This window comes from Kitasatospora sp. NPDC088346 (genome assembly GCF_044740765.1).
In the GTDB taxonomy this organism is placed as follows: domain Bacteria; phylum Actinomycetota; class Actinomycetes; order Streptomycetales; family Streptomycetaceae; genus Kitasatospora.
In genome coordinates this window covers 1-20,298 of sequence record NZ_JBIURH010000041.1, presented here as the reverse complement: position 1 = coordinate 20,298, position 20,298 = coordinate 1, and the positions used below count along the sequence as shown (strand labels likewise).

Sequence of the window (20,298 nt, the reverse complement as noted above, 5' to 3'; positions counted from 1 at the left end):
AACGCTCGTTCACAGGCACGGCGAAGCGAGTATGCCCGAAATACCCCTGGCCAGTCACTGTCTCGGGTCGATCACGGCCCGGAAGCCCACCTAGAGTGGCCTGGTGGTCGACCCCCCGGGCCTGCCGGAGCCGTTGGACGGGCTCGCGGCCGCGTGCCGAGCCCTCCCGCCGTCCCTGGGCCCCGTCCGGCTGATCGCCGTGGACGGGCACGCCGGATCCGGCAAGACCACCTTCGCCGGACGGCTGGCCGCCGCGCTCGGCGGCGCCCCGGTGGTCCACCTGGACGACCTGGCCACCCACGAGGAGCCGTTCGGCTGGGTCGGGCGGCTGCGCCGGCAGGTCCTGGAGCCGCTGGCGGCCGGACGGACGGCCGCCTACCCGGCGTACGACTGGACGCTGCGCCGCTTCACGGGCCTACGGCGCGCCCCGGCGGCGCCGGTGGTGCTGGTGGAGGGGGTCGGTGCGGGCCGGCGGGCGGTGCGCCCGAGCCTGGCCGCCCTGGTGTGGATGGAACTGGCGGCGGACGCGGCACGGGCCCGCGGCGAGCTGCGGGACGGCCCGGACCTGGCGGAGTTCTGGGCCGGCTGGGCCCGCGCGGAGCACGCGCACTTCGCCGCCGACCCGAGCCGCCGGTACGCGGATCTGCAGGTCGACGGAGTCACCGGGCGGATCGTCCGCGGCACCCTCGGTCAACCCGTGACACGCCCTTGACCTGGGGCATCGTCAGGACTTAGGTTTCTTCACGTCGGGAGATTGTTGATCCCGCAACTAAGACTCGGCGCCTCCGACTTGTTCCCCCGTGAGCCGGAGGCGCCGTTGCTTTCTCCCACGCCCGCGCGCCGAGGGCCCACGGCCCAAGCGCCGCTTGGATTTGAAGCGGTGCGGCACCCTTCCGGATCAGCTCCGCGCCGGTACGATTCCATCGGGCGCGCAGACGCCCCGGGGGTTGCGGACGGACGGGCGGGACGTGCCTGCCGCTCGTCGACCGACTTGGCCTCGATGCACTCGGCGGGGGGCGTGAGTGACGGTGGAGACGTCCGACATGGGGACCGGAGGCGGGCCCGCGCAGCAGGCCGACCGTGCCTGGCTGCGGGCCACGGACGCCTACGCGGCGGGCTCCTACGCCCGCGCCGAGGAGGAGTTCCGCGCCGCGGTCGAGCTCGACCCCGCGATGGCCGACGCCTGGCTCGGCCTGCACGCCCTGCGCAGCGACACCTCCGGCGCCCTCCTCGCGATGTACCGCCACCAGGACCGCTTCGGCGAGCAGCGCCGGCGCCACCGCCGCCCGCTCAGCTCCTGGTACTGGCTCGGCTGGTGGGTGCAGCCCGTCCTGGAGGACACCCGCGACCTGCTGCTGGCGCACGCCTCGCACTGGCTGGACGGCCGGCACCTGACCGAGCTCGACCGGGCCCTCGCCGAGTGCCCGCCGCCCGAGCAGGACCCCTCGGTGCGCTTCCTGCACGCCTGCCGGTCCTACCTGCTGAAGGACTGGGAGCAGTTGATCAGGGAGACCGACCAGCTGCTGGACGACCCCGTGCTCGGCATCGAGGCCGGACTGTTCGGCGGCATGGCCCGGGTCCGCCTCGACATGTGCGCTCAGGCACAGGCCCCGCTGGCGGCCTCACTGGCCCGCTGCCGCTCCGAACAGCCGCAGCGCAAGGAGCTGCGCTACTGGCTGGCCCGGGCGTACGAGGGCGCCGGGCGCAGCGCCGCCGCGCTGCCGCTCTACCGGGCCGTGCACCGGGCCGACCCGGCCTTCATGGACACCTCGGCCCGGCTGGCGGCGATAGCCGCCGACGGGGTCCTGGACGGGCTGCTGCTCACCGACGAGGACCGCTCGGTGCTCGAACCGGCCCTGCCGGACTCCGAGTTCGCACCGGACCCGGCCGGCGGTTACGACCCGGCCCCCGATCCGCCGCCCGCCGCGGGGCCGCTGGCCGAGCGCTCCTGCGCGCCGGTGGCGGAGCAGGCCGCCGACGGGCCGGCGGCCGACCGGCCGGGGCGCGCCGCCGCCGAGCCGCCGGCCGCGCAGGCCGCGCAGGCCACCGGCGCCGTGACGTACCCGCCGTCCCCGGGCACCGCCGCGGGGACGGGCCCCGGTGGCGACGGCCAGCTCGACGAGGCCCTCGCGGCGCTGGAGCGGATGGTCGGGCTGGCGCCGGTGAAACGCCAGGTCCGGGCGCTGTCGGCGCAGCTGAGAATGGCCCGGCTGCGGGCCGACCAGGGGCTGCCCGTCCAGCCGCCGAAACGTCACTTCGTCTTCTCCGGCCCCTCCGGCACGGGCAAGACCACGGTGGCCCGCATCCTCGGCCGGGTCTTCCACGCGCTCGGCCTGCTCTCCGGGGACCACCTGGTGGAGGCGCAGCGGGCCGACCTGGTCGGCGAGTTCCTCGGCCAGACCGCGGTCAAGGCCAACGAGCTGATCGACTCCGCGCTGGACGGCGTGCTCTTCATCGACGAGGCCTACAGCCTCTCCAACTCCGGCTACAGCAAGGGCGACGCGTACGGCGACGAGGCGCTGCAGGTGCTGCTCAAGCGGGCCGAGGACAACCGCGACCGGCTGGTGGTGATCCTGGCCGGCTACCCGGCCGGGATGAACCGCCTGCTGGCCGCCAACCCGGGGCTCAACTCCCGTTTCACCAGCCGGGTGGACTTCCCCAGCTACCGGCCCGCCGAGCTCGCCGAGATCGGCCGCACGCTGGCCTCGGCCGACGGCGACGGGTGGGACGAGGACGCCGCCGAGGAACTGGCCTCGATCTGCGCCCACGTGGTCGGCGAGGGGTGGATCGACGACCTCGGCAACGGCCGTTTCGTGCGCACCCTGTACGAGAAGTCCTGCGCCTACCGCGACCTGCGGCTGTCGGCCCAGCGCGAGATCCCCACCCGGGAGGACCTGGCCGCGCTGCGGCTGCCCGACCTGCTCCAGGCCTACGGCGAGCTGATCGACGGCCGCGGCGCGTAGCGCCCGGGGCGGCACGCGGCCGCCCCGGGCGCGGGCGTGGGTCAGGCGCGGGCGGCCGGGCGGTGGTCCGGGTCGTGGACCTCGCCCACCAGCTCCTCCAGGACGTCCTCCAGTGCGACCAGGCCGAGCTGGCGGCCGTCCGGGTCGGACACCACGGCCAGGTGGGCGGCCGCCCGGCGCATCGCGCCGAGCGCGTCGTCCAGCGGGAGGGTGCCTCGCAGCACCGTGACCGGACGCCAGAGCCGGGCCGGGACGGGGGCGTCCAGGTCGTCCACCTCCAGGGTGTCCTTGACGTGCAGGTAGCCGCGGACGGTGCCGTCGGCGTCCATCACCGGGAAGCGCGAGAAGCCGGTGCGGACGGCGAGCCGCTCGATCTCGCGGCCGGTGACGTCGGTGCCCACCGAGACCAGCTGGTCCGGCGGCAGCAGGACGTCGGTGACCGGCCGGTGGCCGAGCTCCAGGGCGTCCTCCAGCCGCTCCTGGCGGCTGCGGTCGAGCAGGCCGGCCTCCTGGGAGTCGGTGAGCAGCAGGAGCAGTTGCTCGGTGGTGTAGACCGACTCCACCTCGTCCCGGCCCTGCACCTTGAACAGCCGCAGCACCGCGTTGGCGAAGGCGTTCAGGAAGGTGATGACCGGGGTGAGCCAGCGGGCCGTCCGGTCCAGCGGCGGGCCGAGCCACAGCGCGGCCTTCTCCGGGCCGGCCAGCGCGATGTTCTTGGGCACCATCTCGCCGAGCACCATGTGCAGGAAGACCACCACGGCCAGGGCGAGGGCGTAGCTGAGCGGGTGCATCAGCGAATCGGGGACGCCGAGCGCGTGGAACGGGCCCTCGACCAGGTTGGCGATGGTCGGCTCGGCGAGCGCGCCGAGCAGCAGCGAGCAGACGGTGATGCCGAGTTGGGCGGCGGCCAGCATGGCGGAGACGTTGGACAGCGCGTGCAGCACCGTCCGGGCCCGCCGGTCGCCGGCCTCGGCGAGCGGTTCGATCTGGCTGCGGCGGACGGAGATCACGGCGAACTCGGCGCCGACGAAGAAGGCGTTGCCGAGCAGCAGGAGGATCGACGCGGCCAGCAGGAGCACGGTCATCGGGTCTCGTCCTCGTCGTACCGGTCGTCGTCTCGGGTGCGCCGGATCTCGACCCGGCTGGTGCGGTGGCGGTCGACGGCGAGCACGGTGAACCGCCAGCCCGGCAGCTCGGCCCGCTCGCCGACCTCGGGGAGCTTGCCGAGCAGGTCGGCGAGCAGGCCGCCGAGCGTCTCGTACGGGCCGTCGGGGGCGTGCAGGCCGATGATCGCCAGCTGGTCGATCCGGGCCCGGCCGTCGGCCTCCCAGACCGGCAGGGCGTCGACCGGGGGCAGCGGGCGCAGCTCGGGGACGTCGGCGGGGTCGTGCTCGTCCTGCACCTCGCCGACCACCTCCTCGACGATGTCCTCGATGGTGGCGACGCCGGCGGTGCCGCCGTACTCGTCGACCACGATGGCCATCGGCTGCTGACGCCGCAGCAGGTCGAGCAGGCGCTCGGCGGGCAACGTCTCGGGGACGAGCAGCGGCGGGACGCTGATGCTCGCGACCCGGGTGGCGGCCCGGCGCTCGGGCGGGACGGCCAGGGCGTCCTTGAGCGTGACCGTGCCGATCACCTCGTCCAGGCTGTCGCCGTAGACGGGGAAGCGGGAGAGGCCGGTGGCGCGGGTCAGGTTGATCACGTCGGCGGCGCCGGCGTCCCGCTGGAGCGCGGCGACCGCGACCCGGGGGGTCATCACGGACTCGGCGGTCAGCTGGCCGAGGCCGAGGGTCTTCACGAAGAGGGTGGCCGACTCCTGGTCTATGGCGCCGGCGCGGGCCGAGTGGCGGGCGAGCGCGACCAGTTCGGCCGGGGTGCGGGCGTGGCCGAGCTCCTCCTGCGGCTCCAGGCCGATCGCCCGGACCAGCCGGTCGGCGGAGCCGTTCAGGACGGTGATCAGCGGGCGGCAGGCGGTCGAGAAGGCCCGCTGCGGGCCGACCACGGCGTACGCGACCTGGAGCGGGCGGGCGATCGCCCAGTTCTTGGGGACCAGTTCGCCGATCACCATCTGCACCACGGTGGCGAGCACCAGGCCGGTGGCCAGCGCGATGCCGGTGGCGGCGGAGAGCGGGATGCCCATGGCGGTCAGCACCGGGGTGAGCAGTTCGGAGAGCGCGGGCTCGGCGAGCATGCCGACCACCAGCGAGGTGACGGTGATGCCGAGCTGGGCGCCGGAGAGCTGGAAGGACAGCTTGCGCAGGGCCTTGAGGAGGCCGGCCGCGCGACGGTCGCCGCCGGCGGCGGCGCGCTCGACCTCCCCGCGTTCCACGGTGACGAAGGCGAACTCGGCGGCCACGAAGAGGCCGTTGGCGAGGATGAGCAGCACGGCCGCGGCGAGCATGAGCCAGGCGGTGGTCACTGGGCCGCCCGCCTTCCGTGCTTCCGGGGCTGGGCGGCGCCGGGACTACCGGACGGATCGTCCATCGAGGGGAGGTGTCACTCCTCAGGTCGGGATGGGTTCGTGGCGGCCGGGCGGGTGTTTTGCCCCGGCTTTACCAGCGTAGACGATACCCGAACGAGTGTAGGGATCTTGATCGGTCCCCGGTGGCGGCACGCCGGGGCGGCCTCAGCGGGCGTGGTGCTGCTCGACCAGGTCGCGCAGGGTGCGGGCGGCCGCGATCGCGCGGTCCCGGCCGCCGCCGGCCTGGATGCCGACCGCGGCCAGCGCGGTGCCGTCGGCCAGATCGAGCGTCACCCAGGGGTCACCGGCGCGGAAGTTGACCCGGACGATCTCGGCCCAGGCCAGCCGGCGGCTGCGGACGAAGTTGACCACGGTGACGCCCTCGGCGTCGGCCCGCACCCGCGGCCGGGCCAGCATCAGCGCGACCCCGGCGAACAGCAGGCCGCTCACCACCATCGCCACCCGGTCGTTCAGGTGCCAGTTGGCGGGCAGTGCGAACGCCATCGTGGTGAAGACGACCACCAGCAGCACGCACAGCGGCAGCAGGACGGCCCGGGTGCGGCGCGGGGCCCAGGTGACGGGGAGGGGTGCGGCGGTGGACAACGGGGGCTCCAGGAGAACGGGAAGCGGGCGGGGGTCCGGTCGGGACCCCCGCCCGCGAAGTGTGCTGTCAGAGGCGGCAGGCGTGGATGTTGGTCACCAGGATGGCCCGGGCACCGATGCTCCAGAGGTCGTCCATGATCTGCTGGGCCTCCTTGCGGAGCACCATCGACCGGACGGCCACCCAGCCCTCGGTGTGCAGCGGGGAGACGGTCGGCGACTCCAGGCCGGGGGTGAGCGCGACGGCCTCGGAGACCTTCTCGGCCCGGATGTCGTAGTCCATCAGCACGTAGCGGCGGGCCACCAGCACGCCCTGCAGGCGGCGCATGAACTGCTCGACCCTGCTGTCCTCGCCCGCGCCCTTGGGCCGGATCACGACCGCGTCGGAGACCAGGATCGGCTCGCCGAAGACCTCCAGACCCGCGTTGCGCAGGCTGGTGCCGGTCTCCACCACGTCGGCGATCACGTCGGCGACGCCGAGCTGGACGGCGGTCTCGACCGCACCGTCGAGCTTGGTCACGGTCGCCTTCACGCCCTGCTCGGCCAGGTGCTGCTCGACCAGGCCGGTGTACGAGGTGGCGATCCGCAGGCCCTCCAGGCCCTGGACGTCCTCCACCGCCAGGCCGACCGGCTTGGCGAACCGGAAGGTGGAGCCGCTGAAGCCGAGCGCCAGCACCTCCTCGGCGTCGGAGGCGGAGTCCAGCAGCAGGTCACGGCCGGTGATGCCGACGTCCAGGCGGCCGGAGCCGACGTAGACGGCGATGTCGCGGGGCCGCAGGAAGAAGAACTCGACCTGGTTGCCCGGGTCGACCAGGACCAGTTCCTTGGGGTCCTTGCGCTGGCGGTAGCCGGCCTCATGGAGCATCTCCGCCGCGGGACCCGAGAGCGAACCCTTGTTGGGGACGGCGATGCGCAGCATGAGCGGGGATTCCTTCGCTGGGGGTGTGACGGACGGGACCGGAGTGGACACGGGGGCGCGGCTCAGAGGTGCGAGTAGACGTCGTCGAGCGTCAACCCGCGGGCGACCATCATCACCTGAAGGTGGTAGAGGAGCTGGGAGATCTCCTCGGCCGTCCGCTCGTCGGACTCGTGCTCGGCGGCCATCCACACCTCGGCGGCCTCCTCGACGACCTTCTTGCCGATCGCATGGACGCCCTGCTGGACGAGCTGCGCGGTACGGGAGGACGAGGGGTCGCCGGAGGCGGCCTTCTGCTGGAGCTCGGAGAAGAGCTCCTCGAATGTCTTGGAAGCCATGATGAGCTCACCTTACGGCTTGCCGGCGGGGCTCCGGTAAACAGTTCCGCACAGTGGACAGTACGTTGGACGGCCGCCGGGCTGCCCGTGGGCGCCCGGCGGCCGGACCGGCTCAGCGCCAGGGCTCGTTGACCGAGCGCAGGGCGACCGCGGTGGCGACGGCCGCGGTGACCGCCTCGTGGCCCTTGTCCTCGGCGGAGCCGGGCAGCCCCGCACGGTCGATCGCCTGCTCCTCGTTGTCGCAGGTGAGCACGCCGAAGCCGACCGGGACGCCGGTGTCGACGGCGACCTGGGTCAGGCCCAGGGTCGCGGCCTGGCAGACGTAGTCGAAGTGCGGGGTGCCGCCGCGGATCACCACGCCGAGGGCGACCACGGCGTCGTAGCCGCGGCCGGCCAGCTGCTTGGCCGCGACCGGCAGCTCGAAGGTGCCCGGGACGCGGACGACGGTGGGCTCGTCGATGCCGAGCTCCTTCAGCGCCCGGTGGGCGCCGTCCAGCAGGCCGTTCATGACCTGGTCGTGCCACTGCGCGGCGATCACCGCGACCCGCAGGTCGGCGCAGTTCTTCAGGGTCAGCTCAGGGGCTCCGTGGCCGCTCACGTCGGTTACTTCCTGTTCGCTGTCGAAGGGGGGAAGGGGGTTCTCAGGCGTTGTCGTCGTCGAGCCAGGGCAGGTGGTGGCCCATCCGGTCGCGCTTGGTCCGCAGGTAGCGGAGGTTGTGCTCGCTGGTGCGGACGGCGAGCGGGAGGCGGCCCTTGACCTTGAGGCCGTGCTCGGTCAGCGCGGCCTGCTTCTCCGGGTTGTTGGTGAGCAGGGTGAGCGAGCGCACGCCCAGGTCGGCGAGGATCTGCGCGCCGATGCTGTAGTCCCGGCCGTCGGCGGGCAGGCCGAGGTCGAGGTTGGCGTCCACGGTGTCCCGGCCCTGCTCCTGGAGCTCGTACGCGCGCAGCTTGTGGGCGAGGCCGATGCCCCGGCCCTCGTGGCCGCGCAGGTAGAGCACCACGCCGCGGCCGGTCTCGGCGACCTTCGCCAGCGAGGCCTGCAGCTGCGGGCCGCAGTCGCAGCGCAGCGAGCCGAACACGTCACCGGTCAGGCACTCGGAGTGCAGCCGGACCAGCACGTCCTCGCCCTCGGGCAGCCGGCCGTCGGCGTCGAGGCCGCCGGCCACCAGCGCCAGGTGCTCCACGCCGTCGATGGTGCCGCGGTAGGCGACGGCGGTGAACTCGCCGTGCTCGGTGGGCAGTGCGGTGACGGCCGCCCGGTCCACGTGCAGCTCGGTGCGGCGGCGGTAGGCGATCAGGTCCTCGATCGAGATGATCGCCAGGCCGTGCTCGCGGGCGAAGACCACCAGCTCGGGCAGGCGGGCCATGGTGCCGTCGTCGTTGACCACCTCGGCGATGGCGCCGGCCGGGGCGAGACCGGCCAGCCGGGCCAGGTCGACGGCGGCCTCGGTGTGGCCGGGGCGGACCAGCACGCCGCCCTCGACGGCGCGCAGCGGGAAGACGTGGCCGGGCCGGGTGAGGTCGCCCGGCGCGGTGCCGGCCGAGGAGAGCAGCCGCACGGTACGGGCCCGGTCGGCGGCGGAGATGCCGGTGGAGACGCCGTCCCGGGCGTCCACCGAGACCGCGTAGGCGGTGCCCTTGCGGTCCTCGTTGACCCGGGTCATCGGGGGCAGGTCCAGGCGGTCCAGCTCGTCGCCGGTCATCGGGACGCAGATCACGCCGGAGCTGTAGCGGATGGTGAAGGCCATCAGCTCGGGGGTGGCGGCGGAGGCCGCGAAGACGATGTCGCCCTCGTTCTCGCGGTCCTCGTCGTCCACCACGATGACCGGGCGGCCGAGGGCGATGTCGGCGATGGCGCGCTCGACCGGGTCGAGCACCGGGACGTCGTCGGTCTGCTGGGTGCTCATGCCGTGGCTCCCTTGGGGATGTTGATGCTGACGGGACGGGAGGTGCGGGTGCGCTGCCACCAGGCGCGCAGGCCCAGCAGCACCAGGACGAAGTAGATGCTGTAGGTCAGGCCGGAGAACGCGTAGCCGCTGTTGAAGGCGAGGGGGACGCCGACCACGTCGACGGCGATCCAGGCGAACCAGAACTCGATCCACCCGCGGGCCTGGGCGTACATCGCGGCCAGCGTGCCGACGAAGATGTAGGCGTCCGCCCACGGGCTCCAGGACCAGCTGGGGTTGGCGAAGTAGAGCCCGGCCAGGCCGAGCGTGCCGAGGGCCAGCGCGGCGGTCAGCACGGCCCGTTCGCGCCAGGTGGCGAACCGGACGGCGATCTCGCCGGCCGAGCGGCGGCCCTGCTGCCAGCGGGTCCAGCCCCAGGCCGCGGCGGCGATCACGATCACCTGCTTGCCGATCAGTCCGGGGTTGGGCGCGTCACCGCCGAGGTACGCGGCGATCAGCACCGCACCGGAGAGCAGCTGGACCGGCCAGCTCCACACCGAGCGGCGCCAGCCGAGCGCCAGGCCGCCGAAGCCGAGCAGGTTGCCGAGCATGTCCGCCCAGACCACGTGCTGGCCGAAGGCGGTGAACGCGGTGCCGCTGAGCCAGTTCACGAGGCGTCCCGGGGGGTGAGTGCGGCGGGCAGGGTACGGGTGTCGAGCAGCCGCTCGACGTACTTGGCCAGGACGTCCACCTCCAGGTTGACCGGGTCGCCGACGGTCTTGGCGCCGAGCGTGGTCAGGGCGAGGGTGGCCGGGATGAGCGAGACGGTGAAGGAGTCGAGGGCGGCCTCGACCACGGTCAGGCTGACGCCGTCGACGGTGATCGAGCCCTTCTCCACCAGGTAGCGGGTGATGCTCGGCGGCAACGAGAAGCGCAGCACCTCCCAGCGCGGGGTGCCGTCGGCGTCCAGGTCGCCGGGCTCGCGGGAGAGCAGGGTGCCGGTGGCGTCGACGTGCCCCTGGACGAGGTGGCCGCCGAGCCGGGCGCCGAGCGCCATGGCGCGCTCCAGGTTGACCCGGGAGCCGGGCCGCAGCACGCCGAGGCTGGAGCGGTGCAGCGTCTCGGCCATCACGTCGGCGCTGAACTCGCCGGTGCCCCGGGCCAGTTGCTCGGGGCCGTCGAGCACGGTCAGGCAGACGCCGTTGACCGCGATGGAGTCGCCGTGCCGGGCGTCCGAACAGACCACCGGGCCACGCAGGCGGATGCGCGAGGAATCGCCGATCTCCTCGATGGAGACGACCTCGCCGAGCTCTTCGATGATGCCGGTGAACACCCGGGTTCTCCTCGCGCTTGGGGCGCGGACTCCGGGGCGGCAGACGGGAGATGACGCGGACAGCGGTACGCGGAACAACCCCCCGGTCCGGCGCCGTCGCCGGACGGGAGCTCTCCCGTCGCACCTGCGCCACGGCTCGCGGACGAGCCGTGGTCCAACTGATCCGCCGCGCACGCCTCCCATCCGGACTTTAACCGTCGGTCCAGGAATTTCACCTGGTCAACCGGCCGCTGGCTGCGGACGGGTCGCGGACTGTAACCGCCGGTTCGGATTTTCACCGACCCCGGAGTGCGCTGAACGTCACTGCTACTACTGCCGTCATTCTGCCATGATCGGCCGCTCGGCAGCAGACCTTTGTCATGTGGCCTGCTTCACTCCGCGACCGCGTGCTCACGGGAATACCGCCGACCCCGGTGGCGGGGCGGCCGCGGACGTGGTGGCCGGGAGACCCGCGCCGGAAGGGCCGTCCGTACGCGGGGGGGTTGTGCGGGGCCGCAACGGCGGGACGCACCGGGGGTTACGCCAAGATCGCCCGTCGCGTAGGTTCGGGGGACGTGAGCACCCCACCGGAGCACCGCAGCCCCGTCTTCGCCGCCCTCGACGCCGCCGCCGTACGGGAGACCGCAGGCCTGCGCGACCTGTACGAGATGCCGAGCGAGCTCGTCCGGCACAAGGAGGTCGACCGGATCCACGACGTCGCGCGCCGGGTGATCGGCCGGTCCTCGCTGGTCTTCATGGCGAGCGCCGGCGCGGACGGCCGGTGCGACGTGACACCGCGCGGCGGCCCGCCGGGATTCGTCGCCGTCCTGGACGAGTTCACGCTGGCCCTGCCCGACGCCACCGGAAACCGACGGCTCGACTCGCTGCACAACATCGTGGAGACCGGCCGGGTCGGCCTGATCTTCGTCATCCCCGGCCGGGAGGCCACCCTGCGGGTCAACGGCCGGGCCTGCGTGTCCGCCGACCCGCGGCTGCTGGAGCAGCTGACCGCCGTCGGCAAGCCGCCGCGCAGCGCCGTCGTGGTGGAGGTCGAGGAGGTGTACGGGCACTGCCCCAAGGCCCTCCTGCGCAGCTCGGCCTGGAAGCCGGAACAGTGGATCGCCGCGGACGCCGCGCCCAGCTCCGCCGAGGTCACGCTCTCCCACCTCGGGAACCCCGCGGTGTCCCTGGAGCAGGTCCTGCGCGCCGAGGAGGAATCGCTGCTGCACCGCTACGAGTGACCGCGGCCCGGCCTCACAGCGGCAGCCGCTCCCCCGCCCGGTAGCTGCGGACGGTGACGGCGCCGGCGGCCCGCGCCACCAGGTGGACCCGGCCCAGCCCGCCGACCCCGGCCGTGCCGCCGCTCACCGACAGCGCGGTGTTCTCGTCGATCGCCACGCCCCGCTCGGCCTCGCCCCGGGCCACCGCCTCCACCAGCCGGGGCAGGGTGCCCCACTGGGCGGCGTGCACGTCGACGGTGAAGGCCACCAGGCCGAGGCCCGGGCGGACCTCGATCTCCTCCAGGTCCTCGCCGGTCTCCTCCGGGCAGAGCTGGACGCCGTCCGTGAGCCAGCCGCCCACCACCGCCCGGTCGGCGGCGATCGCGGCGCCCGCCGAGAAGCCCGCGTACGGCAGCGGTCGCCCGGCCAGGTAGTCGGCCAACGGGACGGCCAGCGAGGCCTGGTAGGCAGGGGTCAGACCGCCGCCGACCAGGACGGCGTCGGCGCCGTCCAGGGCCGACAGGTCGGCGCAGCCGCCGATCGGCACCGCGACCAGCCGCGTCCGGCACGCTGCGACGGATCGCAGCCGCTCCGTCCACTGGGCGAAGTACTCGGCCGCGTCCCCCTCGTCCACGAGGACGCAGGCCACCAGCGGGTCGGGCCCGGCCGCGGCGAGGAACGGCCCGTAGAGGGCCGCGAAGCCGGCGGGCTCACTGCCGCCACCGACCAGCTGAACGATCGTCATGTCCCACCCCTGCAGTCGTCCGGACCGGCGAACCGTACCAACCGGGCGGCGGGCCGGGCCGGGAATTTCCGGGTCGGCGGGGCGGTGGAGGCGGGGCGGCCGACGGCGCCACGGGTGGGCACGCGGTGGGCGGACCTGGCGGGGTCGGGTCGTGTACGGGGTGCGGGGGGAAAGCCGGTGCGGCCATAATCGGGGCCCGACGACCGGAGCCCGCCGACCAGGGGAGTTCTCGTGGCACCCGCCGAGCCGACGCCCGCCAGCCCGCGGACGGCCGCCGCCGCGCCGGCCGCCGCGATCTCCGACCTGAGCGAGGAACTCCCCTCCGGCGAAGGCCCGGTGGAGTCGTCCTCGGACGTGGTGGCCGGCCGGCCCGACCACGTCCGGCCCACCCGGCGGACCCTGGTGGCCGCGGGTGCGGCCGGGGCGGCCGTGCTCGGACTGGGCCTGTACGCCCGGGGGTTCTCCCGGCCCGATCCCCCACCGCGCCTCCCCGCACCCCGGTTCACCGGCCCCGCACCGCTGTGGACGTACCGCGGCACCGAGCGCGCCGCACCGGGCCGGCTCGGTCCGGGCACCCGGGCCCCGCTGTTCCCCACCGCCGCAGCGGTCGACGTCCTCGACCCGGCCACCGGGACGAGGCGGCTGCGGCTACCGCTGGCCGCGGACGGCCCGCCGGCGTACGGCAGCGGCCGCAGCTGGCTGCTCGCGCCGACCGCCGAGCGGGTCCACTCCCTCGCGGACGGCCGGCTCGACGGCCACGACCTGCGCACCGGGCACCCGGACCGCCCGGTCGAACTGGCCGCGCTGCTCGGCGGCCGGGTCACCTCGCACACCCTGCTGGGCACCGACGGCCACGCACTGATCTGCACCGCGGACCTCGCCCCGACGGCCTCGGCGGGCCCGGCCGAGGTCCTGTTCGCCGTCGACCCGGCCGCCGGCCGGCTGGTCTGGTCGCGGTCGCGGCGGGAGCAGGACTCGCTGCTGCTGCGGACCGGGCTGCTGGACGGCAGGCTGTTCGCCCTGGACACCGGGGAGCGTCTGGTCGCCGTCGACACCCGGGACGGGCGGACCCTGTGGCGGGCCCCGGCCGGGCCGTCCGTCAGCTGGCTCGCACCGCTGCCGGACCGGGTCTGCCTCGGCGTCGACCCCGGTGACCTGCGGGTCCTGGCCGCTCTCGACGGCAGCCCGCTCCGGCCACCGTCCCGGCCGCCGGGGGCGACCTGGCGCTACCTCCCGCCGATCACCGACGGCCGCGCGCTGTACGCCGTGCGCTCGGACGGCGAGATCACCGCCCTGGCCCCCGAGGACGGCCGGCAGCTGTGGTCCTGCACCCTGCCGTACCGGGTGGACCTGCGCTCGGTGCCGCTGGTGGTCGGCCGGGTGCTGTACGTCCCCGGCGGCGCCGACGACGGGGTGACCGCCGTGGACGTCGCGGACGGCCGCACCCTGTGGACCTTCACGGACGGGCTGCCGGGCGTGGACGTCTGGTGGCTGGGCACCGACGGCGAGCGGCTGTTCGCGGGGCACGACTCCGTGCTGCACGCCCTGCCGACGGCCTGAGGCCCCCGGCGGGACCACCCTGCACCCGGGCCTCCCGATCCCGTTCCTGCTCCTCCCCGCCGTGCTGTCCGCGCCCGGCGCCGGGTTCGGGATCGGGATCGGGTTCGGGTTCGGGATCGGGATCGGGATCGGGAGAAGGTGCCGGGCGGCCGGGAGAGCGGGATCATCAAGGGGCGGCCGTTACGGCGGGTTCGTCGAGGTCCTCCCCCCGCTCACCCCGGCCGAGCCGCACCGACCGCGCCCCGGCCCACCACCGAGGAGGACCACGTGCACGCAGTACGGCACCGCAGCGACCGGCTCGCCGACGCCCGCCACCTCCTGCTGACCACCTTCGACCCCGACGGCACCGCCACCGCCATCACCACCTGGGTGGTGCAGGACGGCACCGCACTCGGGGTCTGGGCGCCCGCCGACTCCGACACCGTCCGGCGGATCCGGCTCCACCCGGGCGTACTGCTCACCCCCTGCGACGCCCACGGCCGCCCGGTCGCCGCCCGGACCCGGGCCCGCGCCACCCTGTGCGACGCCGACACCACCGCCCGGTACCGGACCGCACTGATCGACAAGTACGGCCTCACCGCCATGCTGGCGCTCGCCCGCAGCCGCCTGCGGGTGGGCCTGGACGGCACGGTCGGCATCCGCCTCACCGTCACCGACCTCGACCGCCTCGGCATGGGACGGGAGTGGCGGCCGAGGGGCCCGTACAGCCTCAACTGACCCGCGCGCACGAGAAAGCCGGGCCCGACAGGATCACCTGTCGGGCCCGGCTTTCACGCGTGCGGGATCAGCTCGCGGCGTCGGGGGCCGGAGCCGGCTGCGCCGGGGCCGCGTTGGTCCGCTCCGTCAGCCCCTTCACGAACTTGACGATCAGCAGGACGGGGAGGATGAAGGCCTGGAAGAACATCCGGTACTCGGCGCCCTCGAAGAAGAACGCGAGGTAGATCGCGTAACCCAGGAAAGCCGCTCCGGCCAGGCCGTTGAGGACCCGCATGCCCGTGCTCTGACCCGCCGTGAAGGCGCCGAGCCCGATCATGGCGACGCCGCTGATCGCCAGCAGGACGACGTACCACGAGAAAAGCGGGTCGACACTGAAGTCAAGGTTCAAGAGAGGTTCCCCGGGTGAGGTGTGATGAGAGACGATCCGCGACCCTAGCGGATTCCGTCGGCATTCGCCCCCCCCGGTATCGCCGGTGAATTCCCACCGATGAAACGAGGATGCCGAAGCGACGCGGAGCCGGCCGCGCGACCGCGCCAGAATGGCACACGGACGGCGGGGTCGACCACGGATTATCCACGTCCGGGGCAACGCACCGGCACCCGGGACGACGCGCCACCCGATTCCGCACCCGTTGCATCGGCCGGGGCGGACACCAATTGACCCGACATCCGGGAAAAGGGACGAAGTGCCGCCATTCCCTCCGAATCGGCTGGACCCATGCGCCGGCTCCCGGCGGCACACCCGGCCGGATTCCGTTCCACCGCGCCAGCGGTGACGTCCCGGCGGACGTCGAGCGGAAGCTGGTGATGCGAAGTCAATCCCCGTTCGTCCGACCGTTCACCCGATCGGTGGGCCCGGTCCGGCGGTCCGGACGCCGGGGACCGGCCCGTTCGCGTGCGGGCGTCCGAAGGGGCAGCGGCGGGCCCCGGCAGGCGGGGATACTCCGGTGCGTGCGCATCCTGATCGCGACCGCGGGCTCCCGCGGTGACGTGTCCCCCTTCCTCGGCCTCGGCCACCGGCTGGCCTCGGCCGGGTTCACGGTGGCGCTCGCCACGCACACCACGTTCGGGGCCCAGGTGCGCGAGGCGGGCCTGGAGTTCCGCGCGTTGCCCGTCGATCCACGGGCGGAGCTCGCCTCCGAACGCGGGCAGCGGATGCTCCGCACCGGTGACGGGCCCCGGGCCATGGTCCACCTGCTGCGGATGGGGCGCGGCTTCATGCCGGAACTCGCCCGCGGCATCGCGGACGCCACCGCCCTCGGCACCGACCTGCTCCTGCTGTCCGCGCCCACCGCACCGCTCGGGCAGGTCGTCGCCGAAGCAGCCGGGATCCCGAGCGCCGCCCTCCACCTCCAACCGCTCGACCCCACCCGGGACTTCCTCCCCGTGGTGGCCGGGACGGCCCGCTCGCTCGGCCCCTGGGGCAACCGCGCCGCCGGGCACGCCGCCAACCTCGCGGTCGACGGCATCTACGGGCCGGCCGTCCGGATGCTGCGCCGCCGGCTCGCGCTGCCCGCCGCCTCGGCGGGCCGGCTGCGACGCCGGAACGCCCGGCAGGGCCGGCCGGTCTTCCACGGCTTCTCCCCCACCGTGGTCCGCCGCCCCGCCGACTGGCCGGCCACCGCCCGGATCAGCGGCTACTGGTGGCCGTACGACGCCCCCGGGCAGCAACCGCCCGCCGAGCTCGTCGACTTCCTCGCCGCGGGGCCGCCACCGGTGTTCGTCGGCTTCGGCAGCAAGGTGGTGGGCGACACCGAACGGCTGGCCCGGACGGTCGCCTCCGGACTGCGGTCCGCCGGCGTCCGGGCCGTCGTCCAGCGCGGCTGGACCGGCCTGAGGCTGGACGGCCCGGACGTCCTGACGGTCGACGAGGTCCCGCACTCCTGGCTGTTCCCGCGGACCGCCGCCGTCGTGCACCACGCCGGCGCCGGCACCACGGCCGCCGGGCTGCGCGCGGGCGTGCCCGCGGTGCCCGTCCCGATGCAGCTCGACGCCGCGTTCTGGGCGGCCCGGCTGACGCACCTCGGCGTCGCGCCCGAGGCGATCACCCTCCGCCGCCTCACCGCCGAACGCCTGGCCGCAGCCGTCCGCCGCGCGATCGACGACCCGGCGCACCGCCGGCGGGCCGGACGGATCGCCGACCGCCTCGCGGCCGAGGACGGCGCCGCGGACGTCCTGCGCTTCGCCGAACGGATCGCCACCGGCCGCCCGACCCACCGCCCGGTCACCTGACCCGCCGCGGCAGGCGGGGAAACCGGTCCACGGCCGCGACGCGCGCAGCCCCGCTCGCCCGAGGCCGCGCGCACCGGGACGGCAGCCGGGACCTACCGTGACAGCAGCAGGTTGACGTCCCCGAACTCGTGCCAGAGGTAGCGGCCCGCGACCGCCTCCGCGTAACAGCGCTCCAGCAGCGGACGGCCCGCGACCGCCTCCAGCATCAGCAGGTGCGAGGCCTGCGGCTCGTGCCAGCCGGTGAGGAGGCCGTCGACCGTGCGGACGCCACGCTCGGGGGTGATCACCAACTCGGTCCAGCCGTCCGCCGGGTGCGGGCGCCCGTCCGGGCCGACCGTCGACTCCAGGGCCCGCACCACCGTCGTCCCGACCGCGACCACCCGCCCGCCCGAGGCCCGCACGTGGTCGACCAGCCGCGCCGTCGACGGCGGCACCCGGAACCGTTCCGCGTACGGCGTCTCGTGGACCTCCGGGGAGGCCACGCCCGTGTGCAGGGTGACCGGCGCCACCAGCACCCCGCGGGCCGCCAGCCGGGACACCGTCCGATCGGTGAACGGCCTCGCCGCGCTGGGCATTTCACTGCTGCCCGGCTCCGAGGCGAACACCGTCTGGTATACCTCGACCGGCCAGTCGCGGTCGACGTAGCCGTACCGGATCGCCCGCCCGTACCGCCCCAGGTAGCCGACCGCGCCGCCGGGCAGAGCCAGCCGGGCGTGCCACAACCGGGGCGTGTGCGGGGCGGTGAGCTCCGCCCGCGCCCCGCCGGGCAACTCGATCCGCAGCCCGCCGCGGGCCGGCGAGGACCCCGGCGGGTAGTACTCGGCGGCACCCGCGGTCGGGCGGCGCAGCTCGACCAGGTGGTGGCCCAGCCGGTCCGGCTGTGCGGTCGACACGTGCAGGACCACGGTGCCTCCGTCGGGCAGCCGGCCCGGCAGTGCGGCCGGCAGGGTCGCCGAGTTGTTGACCACCAGCAGATCGCCGGGGCCCAGGACGTCCGGCAGCTCACGGAAGGTGCGGTGCTCGACGACGGGACCGTCCCGGTACCCCACCAGCATCCGGACGCCGTCCCGGGCCAGGCCGCGGGCCTCCGCCGGGGCGCGGGCGGACAGCTCCGCCGGCACCACCACGTCCAGGGCGGGACGGGTGTCCGCCGCCACCTCACTCACCTGCCGCGAGCAGACCGACCGCGCTGTAACGACCCGAGGCGAGGCGGTCCCGCAACAGGCCGAGGAAGGCGGGCACCACGGTCGCCGGCACCGGCCGGTCGGAGATGTCCTCACCGGGGAAGGCCTCCTGGTGCATCCGGGTCCGCAGGTCGCCCGGGTCCACGGCCCAGACGGCGACCGACGGCTCCTCCCGGCCGAGAACGGCGGAGGCGTGGTCGAGAGCCGCCTTGCTCGCCCCGTACGCACCCCAGCCGGCGTACGCCTCCACGGCGGCGTCGGAGCTGATGTTGAGGACGGCGCCGCGGCGCTCGCGCAGCTGCGGCAGGAGCAGCTGGGTCAGCACGATCGGGCCGAGGACGTTGACCTCGAAGGTCTCCAGCAGACCGGCCTGCGGGTGGTCGGCGAGGGCCGGCGGCCGGGCGCCCGCGAGCTCGTAACCCGTCAGCGTGGAAGCGTTGTTGACCAGCAGCGAGGCGCCGCCGAGGGCGGCCGCCGCCTCCGCGATCCGCTCACGGTGGTCGTCGTCGACGACCGAACCGGTCAGCGCGACGACCTTGGTCAGGGCCGCCAGTTCGGTTTCGGCGGCGGCGAGTTCGGCCCCGCCCCGGGCCGTCACCACCAGCTGCCAGCCGTCGGTCGCGAGGGCCCGGGCGAGCGCCAGCCCGAGGCCACGGGAGGCCCCGGTGACGACGGCGACCCGGGCGGTGTTCTGCGTCTCGTTCATACCCCGAGCCTGCCTCCCCAGGGCCCCGGCCAGATCGGGCGGCAGGCTCACCACCGCCGGGCCCTTCGACCTAGTACCGCGGCGCCCCCACGGGGGTGGCCCGTACGGACGGGGGGCGCCCCTAGGCGCTCAGCACTGCCCACGGCGGAGGGCCGCAGCGCCACACCTTCCGCAATCGCGCAGTTCCCCGCGCCCCCGGCAGCCGGCACGTACGGACGGGGGGCGCTCCGAGGCGCTCAGCACTGCCCACCGCGGAGGGCCGCAGCGCCACACCTTCCGCAATCGCGCAGTTCCCCGCGCCCCGGCGGGCGGCCCGTACGGACGGGTGGCGCGCCGAGGCGCTCAGCACTGCCCATGGCGGAGGGCGGTAGCGCCGTATCGCCCCCGGTGGTGGGTTAGGGGCGGCCGGGGGATGGGAGGGGGGCGGGGGTGGGGCGGGGGAAGCGGCGTTCGGGGTGGGTGAGGAGGAGGGTGAAGCCGAGGGCGGCGGCGAGGAGGTGGCCGATGGTGGTGAAGTCCGGGATGGGCTCGGACCAGTCGACGCCGCCGAGGGGCCAGGCGAGGAGGAAGGCGGCCCACGGGAGGCGGGCGAGGCGGGGCAGGGCGGCGGTGGAGGCGGCCATGACGGCCTGGGCGCCGTAGCTGATGCCGTAGTCGAGGGTGTTCCGCACGCTGTCGTCGTACCAGCCGCGGCGGAGGGCGAGGCCGATGACCGCGGCGGTGAGCAGGGTCGCGCCGATGTGGCCGACGAGGAAGACCGCGAAGGCGCGGAGCGCGCCCCAGCGCCGTTCCGACCAGGCGAGGAAGCCGCAGACGCCGAGGCCCAGGGTGATGAAGGTGGCCGGGAACTCCAGGGAGGCGACGTCCGTCAGGGTGCCGTCGAAGAACAGCGTGCTGCCGAGCAGGGCGGTGACCGGGTGGTCGCCGAGGTTGGTGAGGTTGGTGCTGACGTGGTGCAGGAGGGAGGAGGACTGCTCGTCCGACATCCCGTAGCCGACCCAGGCGTGGGTGAGCAGCAGCACGCAGACGTAACCGAGGGTGAGCGGTGATCGCGTCGGGTAGGTCCGGAGGGTGTGCAGCAGGCGACGGAATGCCATCGGACGGCTCCGATCTGGGCGTCGGCCTCGATGGAGGACGAACTGCCCGGGGTGCAGGGGGCGGTGACGGGCGGACGGTCGACCGGGGCGTCCGCCCCATGGGCCGAAACTAGCCGGTACGGAAACCGGTCCCGGCGCCGGGGTCCCACCCGGCGGCGGCCACCTGACCTGCGGCGCAGCTGCGGTGATGGCACGTCAGTCCGCACGCGCGGCCCCGTCGGCGTGTGTGGGAGCGGAACTCCCCCGGCCGGTACGGGACTTCGCGTGGGCATGCCTGTGCCCCGCCTCCCGGGGTGTGGGTGGCGGGGCGGTGGGCCGTGCGGGGGCCGGTTACTTGGTGAGGCCGGCCTTGACGGAGCAG

At 74.6% G+C, this 20,298-nt stretch carries 20 protein-coding genes and 1 riboswitch; of the genes, 6 read left to right on the top strand and 14 right to left on the bottom strand.

Annotation, left to right across the window (positions count from 1 at the left end):
- Positions 1-103 precede the first annotated feature (103 nt).
- Positions 104-712, top strand: coding sequence for a uridine kinase (locus tag ACIOFR_RS33005; protein WP_401002941.1), 609 nt, complete (start codon positions 104-106; stop codon positions 710-712).
- Between the two features lie 331 nt (positions 713-1,043).
- The gene (locus tag ACIOFR_RS33000; protein WP_401002939.1) at positions 1,044-2,963 is read left to right on the top strand and encodes an AAA family ATPase; all 1,920 of its coding nucleotides are present in this window, start codon (positions 1,044-1,046) and stop codon (positions 2,961-2,963) included.
- A gap of 41 nt (positions 2,964-3,004) precedes the next feature.
- Here the strand turns inward: ACIOFR_RS33000 and ACIOFR_RS32995 are convergent, their stop codons facing one another.
- The 9 genes from ACIOFR_RS32995 to ACIOFR_RS32955 form a co-directional block, all read right to left on the bottom strand.
- The gene (locus tag ACIOFR_RS32995; RefSeq protein WP_401002937.1) at positions 3,005-4,048 is read right to left on the bottom strand and encodes a hemolysin family protein; all 1,044 of its coding nucleotides are present in this window, start codon (positions 4,046-4,048) and stop codon (positions 3,005-3,007) included.
- Complete coding sequence (locus ACIOFR_RS32990) at positions 4,045-5,382, bottom strand: hemolysin family protein (RefSeq protein ID WP_401002935.1); 1,338 nt, start codon at positions 5,380-5,382, stop codon at positions 4,045-4,047. Before ACIOFR_RS32990 ends, ACIOFR_RS32995 begins: the two co-directional genes overlap by 4 nt.
- A gap of 207 nt (positions 5,383-5,589) precedes the next feature.
- A complete protein-coding gene (locus ACIOFR_RS32985) occupies positions 5,590-6,027 on the bottom strand; it encodes a PH domain-containing protein (protein WP_401002933.1) in 438 nt (145 codons plus the stop codon).
- 67 nt (positions 6,028-6,094) lie between these two features.
- The gene (gene hisG / locus ACIOFR_RS32980; protein ID WP_401002931.1) at positions 6,095-6,943 is read right to left on the bottom strand and encodes an ATP phosphoribosyltransferase; all 849 of its coding nucleotides are present in this window, start codon (positions 6,941-6,943) and stop codon (positions 6,095-6,097) included.
- Between the two features lie 62 nt (positions 6,944-7,005).
- A complete protein-coding gene (locus tag ACIOFR_RS32975; protein ID WP_371501575.1) occupies positions 7,006-7,278 on the bottom strand; it encodes a phosphoribosyl-ATP diphosphatase in 273 nt (90 codons plus the stop codon).
- 112 nt (positions 7,279-7,390) lie between these two features.
- Complete coding sequence (gene ribH, locus ACIOFR_RS32970) at positions 7,391-7,876, bottom strand: 6,7-dimethyl-8-ribityllumazine synthase (protein WP_401002929.1); 486 nt, start codon at positions 7,874-7,876, stop codon at positions 7,391-7,393.
- A gap of 43 nt (positions 7,877-7,919) precedes the next feature.
- The gene (locus tag ACIOFR_RS32965) at positions 7,920-9,185 is read right to left on the bottom strand and encodes a bifunctional 3,4-dihydroxy-2-butanone-4-phosphate synthase/GTP cyclohydrolase II (protein WP_401002927.1); all 1,266 of its coding nucleotides are present in this window, start codon (positions 9,183-9,185) and stop codon (positions 7,920-7,922) included.
- Positions 9,182-9,835: a nicotinamide riboside transporter PnuC gene (locus ACIOFR_RS32960; RefSeq protein ID WP_401002925.1), complete on the bottom strand. Its 654-nt coding sequence runs from the start codon at positions 9,833-9,835 to the stop codon at positions 9,182-9,184. Before ACIOFR_RS32960 ends, ACIOFR_RS32965 begins: the two co-directional genes overlap by 4 nt.
- Positions 9,832-10,497 (bottom strand): riboflavin synthase, encoded by a 666-nt coding sequence (locus ACIOFR_RS32955; protein ID WP_401002923.1) that lies wholly within the window; start codon positions 10,495-10,497, stop codon positions 9,832-9,834. The genes ACIOFR_RS32960 and ACIOFR_RS32955 overlap by 4 nt, the downstream gene beginning before the upstream one ends.
- A gap of 167 nt (positions 10,498-10,664) precedes the next feature.
- Positions 10,665-10,792: riboswitch (FMN riboswitch) on the bottom strand.
- A gap of 259 nt (positions 10,793-11,051) precedes the next feature.
- Here ACIOFR_RS32955 and ACIOFR_RS32950 point away from each other — a divergent pair.
- A complete protein-coding gene (locus ACIOFR_RS32950; RefSeq protein WP_401002921.1) occupies positions 11,052-11,717 on the top strand; it encodes an MSMEG_1061 family FMN-dependent PPOX-type flavoprotein in 666 nt (221 codons plus the stop codon).
- Between the two features lie 13 nt (positions 11,718-11,730).
- Here the strand turns inward: ACIOFR_RS32950 and ACIOFR_RS32945 are convergent, their stop codons facing one another.
- Entirely contained in the window at positions 11,731-12,441 is a 711-nt protein-coding gene (locus tag ACIOFR_RS32945) for a Type 1 glutamine amidotransferase-like domain-containing protein (RefSeq protein ID WP_401002919.1), read from the bottom strand.
- 231 nt (positions 12,442-12,672) lie between these two features.
- Between ACIOFR_RS32945 and ACIOFR_RS32940 the strand changes: the two genes are divergently transcribed.
- Entirely contained in the window at positions 12,673-14,001 is a 1,329-nt protein-coding gene (locus ACIOFR_RS32940; protein ID WP_401002918.1) for a PQQ-binding-like beta-propeller repeat protein, read from the top strand.
- A gap of 267 nt (positions 14,002-14,268) precedes the next feature.
- On the top strand, positions 14,269-14,718 hold the full coding sequence (locus ACIOFR_RS32935; protein ID WP_401002917.1) for a PPOX class F420-dependent oxidoreductase: 450 nt from the start codon (positions 14,269-14,271) through the stop codon (positions 14,716-14,718).
- A gap of 67 nt (positions 14,719-14,785) precedes the next feature.
- Here the strand turns inward: ACIOFR_RS32935 and ACIOFR_RS32930 are convergent, their stop codons facing one another.
- Positions 14,786-15,106: a hypothetical protein gene (locus ACIOFR_RS32930; RefSeq protein ID WP_401002916.1), complete on the bottom strand. Its 321-nt coding sequence runs from the start codon at positions 15,104-15,106 to the stop codon at positions 14,786-14,788.
- 563 nt (positions 15,107-15,669) lie between these two features.
- Here ACIOFR_RS32930 and ACIOFR_RS32925 point away from each other — a divergent pair.
- Positions 15,670-16,950 carry a glycosyltransferase gene (locus ACIOFR_RS32925; RefSeq protein ID WP_401002915.1) on the top strand — a complete coding sequence of 427 codons (1,281 nt, stop codon included), beginning with the start codon at positions 15,670-15,672 and terminating at the stop codon, positions 16,948-16,950.
- A gap of 92 nt (positions 16,951-17,042) precedes the next feature.
- On the opposite strand, the gene ACIOFR_RS32920 is transcribed toward ACIOFR_RS32925, so the two are convergent.
- The 3 genes from ACIOFR_RS32920 to ACIOFR_RS32910 form a co-directional block, all read right to left on the bottom strand.
- Positions 17,043-18,116, bottom strand: coding sequence for an S-adenosylmethionine:tRNA ribosyltransferase-isomerase (locus tag ACIOFR_RS32920; RefSeq protein WP_401002914.1), 1,074 nt, complete (start codon positions 18,114-18,116; stop codon positions 17,043-17,045).
- Positions 18,109-18,840 carry an SDR family NAD(P)-dependent oxidoreductase gene (locus ACIOFR_RS32915; protein ID WP_401002913.1) on the bottom strand — a complete coding sequence of 244 codons (732 nt, stop codon included), beginning with the start codon at positions 18,838-18,840 and terminating at the stop codon, positions 18,109-18,111. The genes ACIOFR_RS32920 and ACIOFR_RS32915 overlap by 8 nt, the downstream gene beginning before the upstream one ends.
- Before the next feature lie 395 nt (positions 18,841-19,235).
- Positions 19,236-19,937 (bottom strand): rhomboid-like protein, encoded by a 702-nt coding sequence (locus ACIOFR_RS32910; RefSeq protein WP_401002912.1) that lies wholly within the window; start codon positions 19,935-19,937, stop codon positions 19,236-19,238.
- Between the last annotated feature and the right edge of the window lie 361 nt (positions 19,938-20,298).

What these genes read in the sequence shown, in the direction of transcription:
- ACIOFR_RS33000 (WP_401002939.1), top strand. Translation starts at nt 1,044, where the DNA reads ATGGGGACCGGAGGCGGGCCCGCGCAGCAGGCCGACCGTGCCTGGCTG.
- ACIOFR_RS32995 (WP_401002937.1), bottom strand. Translation starts at nt 4,048, where the DNA reads ATGACCGTGCTCCTGCTGGCCGCGTCGATCCTCCTGCTGCTCGGCAAC.
- hisG (WP_401002931.1), bottom strand. Translation starts at nt 6,943, where the DNA reads ATGCTGCGCATCGCCGTCCCCAACAAGGGTTCGCTCTCGGGTCCCGCG.
- ACIOFR_RS32975 (WP_371501575.1), bottom strand. Translation starts at nt 7,278, where the DNA reads ATGGCTTCCAAGACATTCGAGGAGCTCTTCTCCGAGCTCCAGCAGAAG.
- ACIOFR_RS32965 (WP_401002927.1), bottom strand. Translation starts at nt 9,185, where the DNA reads ATGAGCACCCAGCAGACCGACGACGTCCCGGTGCTCGACCCGGTCGAG.
- ACIOFR_RS32945 (WP_401002919.1), bottom strand. Translation starts at nt 12,441, where the DNA reads ATGACGATCGTTCAGCTGGTCGGTGGCGGCAGTGAGCCCGCCGGCTTC.
- ACIOFR_RS32915 (WP_401002913.1), bottom strand. Translation starts at nt 18,840, where the DNA reads ATGAACGAGACGCAGAACACCGCCCGGGTCGCCGTCGTCACCGGGGCC.
- ACIOFR_RS32910 (WP_401002912.1), bottom strand. Translation starts at nt 19,937, where the DNA reads ATGGCATTCCGTCGCCTGCTGCACACCCTCCGGACCTACCCGACGCGA.